Source organism: Ruegeria sp. CDSC045, assembly GCF_059610725.1.
On the sequence record NZ_JBXWOE010000008.1, the window covers coordinates 180,112 to 189,738 of the forward strand.

General features: G+C 56.8%; 6 protein-coding genes. 5 read left to right on the forward strand and 1 reads right to left on the reverse strand.

The window, feature by feature from the left end; genetic code table 11:
• Positions 1 to 15 precede the first annotated feature (15 nt).
• Complete coding sequence (gene rpoC, locus AC2FH6_RS15130) at positions 16 to 4,257, forward strand: DNA-directed RNA polymerase subunit beta' (protein ID WP_142636908.1); 4,242 nt, start codon at positions 16 to 18, stop codon at positions 4,255 to 4,257.
• Positions 4,258 to 4,449: 192 nt separating this feature from the next.
• The gene (locus AC2FH6_RS15135) at positions 4,450 to 5,319 is read left to right on the forward strand and encodes a DMT family transporter (protein ID WP_496697695.1); all 870 of its coding nucleotides are present in this window, start codon (positions 4,450 to 4,452) and stop codon (positions 5,317 to 5,319) included.
• On the opposite strand, the gene AC2FH6_RS15140 is transcribed toward AC2FH6_RS15135, so the two are convergent.
• On the reverse strand, positions 5,304 to 6,110 hold the full coding sequence (locus AC2FH6_RS15140; protein ID WP_496703384.1) for a putative rhamnosyl transferase: 807 nt from the start codon (positions 6,108 to 6,110) through the stop codon (positions 5,304 to 5,306). The genes AC2FH6_RS15135 and AC2FH6_RS15140 overlap by 16 nt on opposite strands.
• A gap of 386 nt (positions 6,111 to 6,496) precedes the next feature.
• Here AC2FH6_RS15140 and rpsL point away from each other — a divergent pair, with 386 nt between their 5' ends.
• From rpsL to fusA, 3 genes are read left to right on the forward strand one after another with little or no spacing between them, the layout of a single operon-like run.
• Positions 6,497 to 6,868 (forward strand): 30S ribosomal protein S12, encoded by a 372-nt coding sequence (gene rpsL / locus AC2FH6_RS15145; RefSeq protein ID WP_005621086.1) that lies wholly within the window; start codon positions 6,497 to 6,499, stop codon positions 6,866 to 6,868.
• A gap of 15 nt (positions 6,869 to 6,883) precedes the next feature.
• A complete protein-coding gene (rpsG, locus tag AC2FH6_RS15150) occupies positions 6,884 to 7,354 on the forward strand; it encodes a 30S ribosomal protein S7 (protein WP_008756926.1) in 471 nt (156 codons plus the stop codon).
• Between the two features lie 18 nt (positions 7,355 to 7,372).
• Positions 7,373 to 9,490 carry an elongation factor G gene (gene fusA / locus AC2FH6_RS15155; RefSeq protein ID WP_496692464.1) on the forward strand — a complete coding sequence of 706 codons (2,118 nt, stop codon included), beginning with the start codon at positions 7,373 to 7,375 and terminating at the stop codon, positions 9,488 to 9,490.
• Positions 9,491 to 9,627: the final 137 nt, after the last annotated feature.

Consider the following 9,627-nt stretch of genomic DNA (forward strand, 5'->3'; position numbering starts at 1 on the left):
TTGTAAGGACGCAAAATGAACCAGGAAATTACCAATAACCCGTTCAACCCGCTGACGCCGCCTAAGGTCTTTGACGAGATCAAGGTCTCATTGGCCAGCCCGGAACGGATCCTCTCTTGGTCTTATGGCGAGATCAAGAAACCCGAAACCATCAACTACCGGACGTTCAAACCCGAACGTGACGGTCTGTTCTGCGCGCGTATCTTTGGCCCGATCAAAGATTACGAATGTCTGTGCGGTAAATATAAGCGGATGAAATATCGCGGCGTTGTCTGCGAGAAATGCGGTGTGGAAGTCACCCTGCAGAAAGTCCGCCGCGAGCGTATGGGTCATATCGAGCTGGCCGCGCCCGTCGCACACATTTGGTTCCTGAAATCGCTGCCGTCCCGCATCGGTCTGATGCTGGACATGACGCTGCGCGATCTGGAACGCGTTCTGTACTTTGAAAACTATGTCGTCATCGAGCCGGGTCTGACCGACCTCTCCTATGGTCAGATGCTGACCGAAGAAGAGTTCATGGACGCGCAGGATGCCTATGGCATGGACGCGTTCACCGCGAACATCGGTGCCGAAGCTATCCGTGAGATGCTGGCCCAGATCGATCTGGAAGCCGAAGCCGAACAGCTGCGTGCTGATCTGGCCGAAGCAACTGGTGAACTGAAGCCCAAGAAGATCATCAAGCGTCTGAAGGTTGTTGAATCCTTCCTTGAGTCGGGCAACCGGCCTGAGTGGATGGTGATGACCGTGATCCCGGTGATTCCGCCGGAACTGCGTCCGCTGGTTCCACTGGATGGTGGTCGTTTTGCGACTTCGGATCTGAACGATCTGTATCGCCGCGTCATCAACCGGAACAACCGCCTGAAGCGTCTGATCGAACTGCGCGCACCTGACATCATCGTCCGCAACGAAAAGCGGATGCTGCAGGAATCCGTCGATGCTCTTTTCGACAATGGCCGTCGTGGCCGCGTGATCACCGGCGCCAATAAGCGTCCGCTGAAATCGCTTTCGGACATGCTGAAGGGTAAGCAGGGTCGCTTCCGTCAAAACCTTCTGGGTAAGCGCGTCGACTTCTCGGGCCGTTCGGTCATCGTGACCGGTCCGGAACTCAAGCTGCACCAGTGTGGTCTGCCCAAAAAGATGGCGCTGGAACTGTTCAAGCCGTTCATCTACTCGCGCCTTGAAGCCAAGGGTCTGTCTTCGACCGTGAAACAGGCGAAGAAACTGGTCGAGAAAGAGCGTCCCGAAGTGTGGGATATCCTCGACGAGGTGATCCGCGAACACCCTGTCATGCTGAACCGTGCGCCAACACTGCACCGTCTTGGCATTCAGGCGTTTGAACCGGTTCTGATCGAAGGTAAAGCCATCCAGCTGCACCCGTTGGTCTGTTCGGCCTTTAACGCCGACTTCGACGGTGACCAGATGGCCGTTCACGTGCCGCTGAGCCTTGAGGCCCAGTTGGAAGCGCGTGTTCTGATGATGTCGACGAACAACGTTCTGTCGCCAGCAAACGGCGCGCCGATCATCGTTCCTTCGCAGGATATGATTCTGGGTCTGTACTATGTGACCCTGGAACGCGAAGGCATGCCTGGTGAAGGCAAGGTCTTTGGCTCTATCGACGAAGTTCAGCACGCGCTGGACGCCGGTGAAGTGCATCTGCACACTAAGATCACTGCGCGGATTACTCAGATCGACAGTGAAGGCAACGAAGTTCAACAGCGGTTTGAAACCACTCCGGGCCGTGTGCGCCTGGGTGCTCTGCTGCCGATGAACAACAAGGCGCCGTTCGAACTGGTCAACCGCCTGCTGCGGAAGAAAGAAGTGCAGCAAGTGATCGACACCGTCTACCGTTACTGCGGTCAGAAAGAGTCGGTCATCTTCTGTGACCAGATCATGTCGATGGGCTTCAAGGAAGCGTTCCGCGCCGGTATCTCGTTCGGTAAGGACGACATGGTGATCCCGGACGACAAATGGGGCATCGTGGATGAAACCCGTGGTCAGGTGAAGGATTTTGAACAGCAGTACATGGACGGCCTGATCACTCAGGGTGAAAAGTACAACAAAGTTGTTGATGCCTGGTCGAAGTGTAACGATCGTGTAACCGAAGCGATGATGAGCACGATCTCATCTTCGGATCGGGCAGAGGACGGGTCTGAAAAGGAACCGAACTCGGTCTACATGATGGCCCACTCGGGCGCGCGTGGCTCGGTCACTCAGATGAAACAGCTGGGCGGTATGCGCGGCCTGATGGCCAAACCAAACGGTGACATCATCGAGACGCCGATCATCTCGAACTTCAAGGAAGGTCTGACCGTTCTTGAATACTTCAACTCGACCCACGGCGCCCGTAAGGGTCTGTCGGATACTGCTCTGAAAACGGCGAACTCGGGTTACCTGACCCGTCGTCTAGTGGACGTGGCACAGGACTGCATCGTGCGTGAGCTCGATTGTGGAACCGAGCGTGCGATCACTGCGGAAGCCGCGGTAAACGACGGTGAAGTTGTTGCTTCGCTAGCCGAACGTGTGCTGGGCCGTGTCTCTGCCGATGACGTTCTGCGTCCCGGTACCGATGAGGTTCTGGTCGCTGCGGGTCAGCTGATCGACGAACGCATGGCTGATATCATTGATGAGGCCGCTGTTGCGTCGATGCGCATCCGTTCACCTCTGACCTGTGAGTCCGAGGAAGGCGTCTGTGCAACCTGCTACGGTCGTGACCTTGCACGCGGTACTATGGTCAACACGGGTGAGGCTGTCGGCATCATCGCCGCCCAGTCCATCGGTGAACCCGGTACGCAGCTGACAATGCGGACCTTCCACATCGGTGGTGTTGCGCAAGGTGGTCAGCAGTCGTTCCAGGAAGCCAGCCACGACGGTGTCGTTTCGTTCGAGAACCCGCAGATCCTGGTCAATTCCGCGGGCGAAAGCCTGGTCATGGGCCGGAACATGAAGATGGTGATCAAAGACGAACATGGCGAAGAGCGTGCCAACCACAAGTTGGGTTATGGCTCGAAGCTGTTCGTCAAGGATGGCACCAAGGTGAACCGTGGCGACAAGCTGTTCGAATGGGATCCTTACACCCTGCCGATCATCGCCGAAAAGTCCGGTACCGCGAAATATGTTGATCTGGTTTCGGGCATTGCTGTCCGCGACGTGACCGACGATGCAACCGGTATGACCCAGAAGATCGTGATCGACTGGCGCGCGGCCCCCAAAGGCAGCGACCTCAAGCCTGAGATCATTCTGGTTGGCGAAGATGGCGAACCAGTCCGTAACGATGCGGGCAACCCGGTTCACTATCCGATGTCGGTGGACGCGATCCTGTCGATCGAAGACGGTCAGCAGATCGAAGCTGGTGAAGTTGTCGCGCGTATCCCGCGTGAAGGTGCCAAGACCAAGGACATCACCGGTGGTCTGCCGCGTGTTGCCGAACTGTTCGAAGCCCGTCGCCCGAAAGATCACGCGATCATCGCAGAAGCCGATGGTTACGTGCGCTTTGGTCGCGACTACAAGAACAAGCGTCGCATCAGCATCGAACCGGCTGACGAGTCCATGGAGACCATCGAGTATATGGTGCCCAAGGGTAAGCACATCCCGGTTGCAGAAGGTGACTTCATCCAGAAGGGTGAATACCTGATGGACGGTAACCCGGCCCCGCATGACATCCTGTCCATCATGGGTGTCGAAGCGCTGGCGGATTACATGATCGACGAAGTGCAGGATGTTTATCGTCTGCAGGGCGTGAAGATCAACGACAAGCACATCGAAGTGATCGTGCGCCAGATGCTGCAGAAGTGGGAGATCCTGGATTCAGGTGACACCACCCTGCTGAAAGGCGAACATGTCGACAAGCAGGAGTTCGACGCGGCCAACGAGAAGACCCTCGCCCGCGGTGGACGTCCGGCTCAGGGCGAGCCGATCCTCTTGGGGATCACCAAAGCCTCGCTGCAGACGCGTTCGTTCATCTCGGCGGCGTCGTTCCAAGAAACCACACGGGTTCTGACCGAGGCTTCGGTTCAGGGCAAGAAAGACAAGCTGGTTGGCCTGAAAGAGAACGTCATCGTCGGTCGTCTAATCCCTGCCGGTACCGGTGGCGCAACGCAAAGCGTACAGCGCGTCGCGCAGTCGCGTGACAACGTTGTCATCGAAGCCCGCCGGGAAGAGGCCGAAGCCGCCGCTGCTCTGGCTGCGCCGATGATGGATGACGATATGGTCGGGGATGAGCTGGATGTTCTGGTGGAAACACCGGAAAGCCGCGAATAAGCGATCCTACATTCCAAAGATCAGGCCCCGCGATTTCGCGGGGCCTTTTCATTTCAGGCTCGGGTGGGGCGCTGCATGAAGCGCCATCGGAAATGTCATGCTAGCAGAGCATTGGCGGGCGGAGCCATATTGACATCTCTTTCTTGAACGCCGCCAAATGCACTTCGTGGCCAAATGCGGAGTTCAAAAAGAGTGACGCCGAATTTCAGGGGTGCTTTGCTGATGATGGGCAGCATGGCTGCCTTCACCATCAATGACACTTTGATCAAGGCCGCCGGAGCCCAGATACCGCTGTTTCAGATGGTTGCCATCCGCGGGGTTTTGGCGACCATTCTGGTGTATCTTCTGGCACGGTACTATGGGGCGCTGCATCTGAACTTTCCGCGTCATGACAAGTGGTTGGTCGCGGCACGTTGTCTCGCCGAATTGTTGGCAACAATTTTCTTTTTGGTCGCGCTGCTTCATATGCCGTTGGCAAACGTGACGGCCATTCTGCTGGCCTTGCCATTGACCGTAACACTTGGAGCCGCGTTGTTTTTTCAAGAGTATATCGGTTGGCGTCGGATTCTTGCCATCGTTTTCGGGTTCGCCGGTATGTTGCTGATCGTTCGCCCGGGCACGGACGGTTTCAGCCTCTACGCGATATATGCCTTGATCGCAGTTGCTTCGGTAACTGCCCGGGATTTGATTACGCGACGCATGTCGGTGCATGTGCCATCACTTGCAGTAACGCTGGCAACAACCGCGACGATTACATTGACGGCGGTTCTTGTCACCTCTGTCTCGGGCTGGGTTCCGGTTCCGGCAGCCGCCGGTTCGATGGTAGCGTTTGCTGCGGTCTTTGTTCTGACAGGATATTTGTTCAGCGTCATTGTCATGCGCGCTGGTGAGATCGGCTTTATCGCGCCGTTTCGTTATTCCAGTCTGATCTGGGCGTTGGGTTTGGGCTGGGCCGTATTTGGGGACTGGCCCGACAGGATTACGATGGCGGGCGCGGCGCTGGTGGTTGGGGCCGGGATGTTCACGCTGTTTCGCGAACGAACCCGTCAGCCCGCCGAATGAATGCGGCGAACGGCGTCCTGATCGATGGCAAACCGTGCGATGAACTCGCCTTCTTGCTCGGGCGTTAGGGGGGACAGCTCGGCCTTGCTGTTGCGCGCGTGCGGGGAATCGTTGAACTGGTTCAAAGTACGGACCCACATTGGCGCATCCGGATAGCTGATAACGGGCATGAAGTTCCCGATCCGATGGTGGCTGAAATTCATGATCGTCAGCTCACACCCACCGGCGGAGTACATCGCAAAGCCCACCCCCAACAAAGGTTGATACACCTGTGCGGCCCGAATACCGCCCGCATCGAAACGGGCCAGGAACCCCTGATTGTAGTCAATCGCAACGGTTCTGTGGTTCCGCATTAAGCCCTGACCCTCATCTGCGGCGATGCGCAAGCGCTCAACGAAATCGACCGAAACCGCATCGTCGTCGTCATGGCGGAATTGGATGCAGGGGGCGGCCGGGTCAGTGCGCGCGGAATTCAGAACCTCTTTCATCAGCCTGCGATGCCGCTTCGGTTCGCGCGCGATGATCTGCACCTGCGGCATGTCGGCCGTTAAATCGTGAAGACGTTCGCGTGCCGCGTTTGGCAGGCATGTCCCGATCACGATGAGAAACTGAAAATCCTCGTCGGTTTGTTCCTTTATGCAGGGCAGAGAGGTGGTTTCAAACAGGCGGAACCGCTCTTCCAGCCGGTCAGGCTGATACAGATAGGCGCGTCGGTCCTCGATCGTTTCATGCTCGACCTGAAAACCGCCATGGGCAGGATAGGAAAAACGACACAGGCCAAGTATTTGCATGATTCATCCGTGGTCCAGATCAATGGGTTGACTATGCCTGCAGGGACGTGTTCCTGCAACGGGCGGTGCGGATGGATGTGCTTGAGTTTCAGCGCGAACCAGCCCGATGCGGATCAGATCAGCTGTGCTGTTGACACTGGCGCCGACTCCCCCTATTACGCGCCACATCTCGGTACCGGGGGCCGCCCCAAATCCGATTTCAGTAATGAACTGGTCAAGGCCCGAACTCTTTTATCGTTCGCGCCCTCTGATAACAAACCGCGACGTTCACCTCGGAATGGGAACGCTCGCGGGTTTTGCGCTTGTGGACGCACGAACGCAGCGAATTTAACCGCACGCATCACGCGTGCATGTCATGTGTGTTGCAAAACGGGGATATAACCGGAATGCCAACGATCCAACAGCTGATCCGCAAGCCGCGGCAGCCGAAAGTAAAACGCTCGAAGTCCATGCACCTGGAGCAGTGCCCGCAGAAACGCGGCGTCTGCACACGTGTTTACACAACCACACCGAAAAAGCCGAACTCGGCGATGCGTAAGGTTGCCAAGGTGCGCCTGACAAACGGGTTCGAGGTCATCTCGTACATCCCCGGTGAAAGCCACAACCTGCAGGAACACTCGGTTGTTCTGATCCGTGGCGGTCGTGTAAAAGACCTTCCCGGTGTCCGGTACCACATCCTGCGCGGTGTTCTGGATACCCAAGGCGTCAAAGACCGTAAGCAACGTCGTTCGAAGTACGGCGCGAAGCGTCCCAAATAAGAAGGAGAGGCTGATATGTCACGTCGTCACGCCGCCGAAAAACGCGAAGTCCTGCCTGACGCCAAATTTGGCGACAAGGTCCTGACTAAATTCATGAACAACCTGATGATCGACGGTAAAAAGTCGGTTGCAGAGCGCATCGTCTACAACGCATTTGACCGCGTTGAAGGCAAGATCAAGCGCGCACCCGTCGAAGTGTTCCACGAAGCACTCGACAACATCAAACCGTCGGTCGAGGTTCGCTCGCGCCGGGTTGGTGGTGCAACTTATCAGGTTCCGGTCGAAGTGCGCCCCGAGCGCCGCGAAGCACTGGCCATCCGTTGGCTGATCACTGCTGCGCGTGGCCGCAACGAAAACACCATGGAAGAACGCCTCGCCGGCGAACTGCTGGACGCCGTACAGTCCCGCGGTACCGCCGTTAAGAAGCGTGAAGACACCCACAAGATGGCCGAGGCGAACAAAGCCTTCAGCCACTACCGTTGGTAATTCCAGAGGCTTATTGAAATGGCACGCGAATATACACTCAACCATTACCGTAACTTCGGTATCATGGCGCATATTGATGCGGGTAAAACGACCTGCTCGGAACGCATCCTGTACTACACCGGCAAATCCCACAACATCGGTGAGGTGCACGACGGTGCAGCCACCATGGACTGGATGGAGCAGGAGCAGGAACGCGGGATCACCATCACCTCGGCTGCGACAACCACTTTCTGGGAACGCACTGAAGACGGTGAAACTGCTGACTCGCCCAAGCACCGCCTGAACATCATCGACACCCCCGGCCACGTTGACTTCACCATTGAAGTTGAGCGTTCGCTGGCGGTTCTCGACGGTGCCGTCTGCGTTCTTGACGCAAACGCCGGTGTTGAACCTCAGACCGAAACCGTGTGGCGTCAGGCTGACCGCTATAAGGTTCCACGGATGGTGTTCGTCAACAAGATGGACAAGATCGGCGCGGACTTCTTCAACTGCGTTGCAATGATCGAAGACCGTACCGGCGCACGTGCTGTTCCGGTTGGTATTCCGATCGGCGCAGAGACCGAGTTGGAAGGCCTGATCGACCTGGTCACCATGGAAGAATGGCTGTGGCAGGGCGAAGACCTGGGCGCAAGCTGGGTCAAAGCACCGATCCGCGACAGCCTGAAGGACATGGCTGACGAATGGCGCGGTAAAATGGTCGAAGCGGCCGTCGAAATGGACGACGACGCGATGATGGAATACCTGGAAGGCAATGAGCCCGACGTTCCAACCCTGCGCGCCCTGCTGCGCAAAGGTACTCTGGAAATCGCGTTTGTTCCGGTTCTGGGTGGTTCGGCGTTCAAAAACAAAGGTGTTCAGCCGCTGCTGAACGCTGTGATCGACTATCTGCCCAGCCCGCTGGACGTTGTCGATTACATGGGCTTCAAACCCGGTGACGAAGAAGAAACCCGTAACATCGCCCGCCGTGCGGATGATGATATGGCGTTCTCTGGTCTGGCGTTCAAAATCATGAACGACCCCTTTGTTGGCTCGCTGACCTTTACCCGCATCTACTCGGGCACTCTGTCCAAGGGCGACACGCTTCTGAACTCGACCAAGGGTAAGAAAGAGCGTATCGGCCGGATGATGATGATGCACTCGAACGAACGTGAGGAAATCACCGAAGCGTTCGCGGGCGACATCATTGCGCTGGCAGGTCTGAAAGACACCACCACGGGCGACACTCTGTGTTCGACCGGCGATCCGGTGGTTCTGGAAACCATGACCTTCCCCGATCCGGTGATCGAGATCGCGGTTGAGCCGAAGACCAAGGCTGACCAGGAAAAAATGAGCCAGGGTCTGGGCCGTTTGGCCGCCGAAGACCCGTCCTTCCGTGTGGAAACTGATCTGGAATCGGGTCAGACCATCATGAAGGGCATGGGCGAACTTCACCTGGACATCCTGATTGACCGTCTCAAGCGTGAATTCAAGGTTGAAGCGAATATTGGTGCGCCGCAGGTGGCCTATCGCGAAACCATCGGTCACGAAGCCGAGATCGTTTACACCCACAAGAAACAGTCGGGTGGTTCGGGTCAGTTCGCCGAGGTGAAGATGATCATCACCCCAACAGAGCCGGGCGAAGGTTATTCGTTCGAATCTCGTGTTGTTGGTGGTTCGGTGCCCAAGGAATACATCCCGGGCGTTGAAAAAGGCATCAGATCCGTCATGGATAGCGGTCCGCTGGCTGGCTTCCCCGTGATCGACTTCAAGGTTGCCCTGATCGAAGGTAAATACCACGACGTGGACTCTTCGGTTCTCGCCTTTGAGATCGCGGCGCGTATGGGTATGCGTGAAGGCATGCGCAAAGCGGGTGCGAAACTGCTTGAGCCGATCATGAAGGTCGAAGTGATCACTCCGGAAGAATATACCGGTGGCATCATTGGTGACCTGACATCGCGTCGGGGACAGGTTTCCGGGCAGGAAAACCGTGGCAACGCCATCGCGATTGACGCGTTTGTGCCGCTGGCCAACATGTTCGGCTACATCAACACCTTGCGTTCGATGTCGTCTGGCCGTGCCCAGTTCACCATGCAGTTCGACCACTACGATCCGGTTCCGCAGAACATCTCGGACGAGATCCAGGCGAAATACGCATAAGCGAAAATTTGAGGGAGCTCGATTAGCGGGCTCCCTTCATTATCGATAAAGGAGGCCATCATGGCAAAGGAAAAGTTTGAGCGTAATAAGCCGCACGTCAACATTGGCACGATTGGGCACGTTGACCACGGCAAGAC

What these genes read in the sequence shown, in the direction of transcription:
- AC2FH6_RS15140 (WP_496703384.1), bottom strand. Translation starts at nt 6,110, where the DNA reads ATGCAAATACTTGGCCTGTGTCGTTTTTCCTATCCTGCCCATGGCGGT.
- fusA (WP_496692464.1), top strand. Translation starts at nt 7,373, where the DNA reads ATGGCACGCGAATATACACTCAACCATTACCGTAACTTCGGTATCATG.
- rpoC (WP_142636908.1), top strand. Translation starts at nt 16, where the DNA reads ATGAACCAGGAAATTACCAATAACCCGTTCAACCCGCTGACGCCGCCT.
- rpsL (WP_005621086.1), top strand. Translation starts at nt 6,497, where the DNA reads ATGCCAACGATCCAACAGCTGATCCGCAAGCCGCGGCAGCCGAAAGTA.
- rpsG (WP_008756926.1), top strand. Translation starts at nt 6,884, where the DNA reads ATGTCACGTCGTCACGCCGCCGAAAAACGCGAAGTCCTGCCTGACGCC.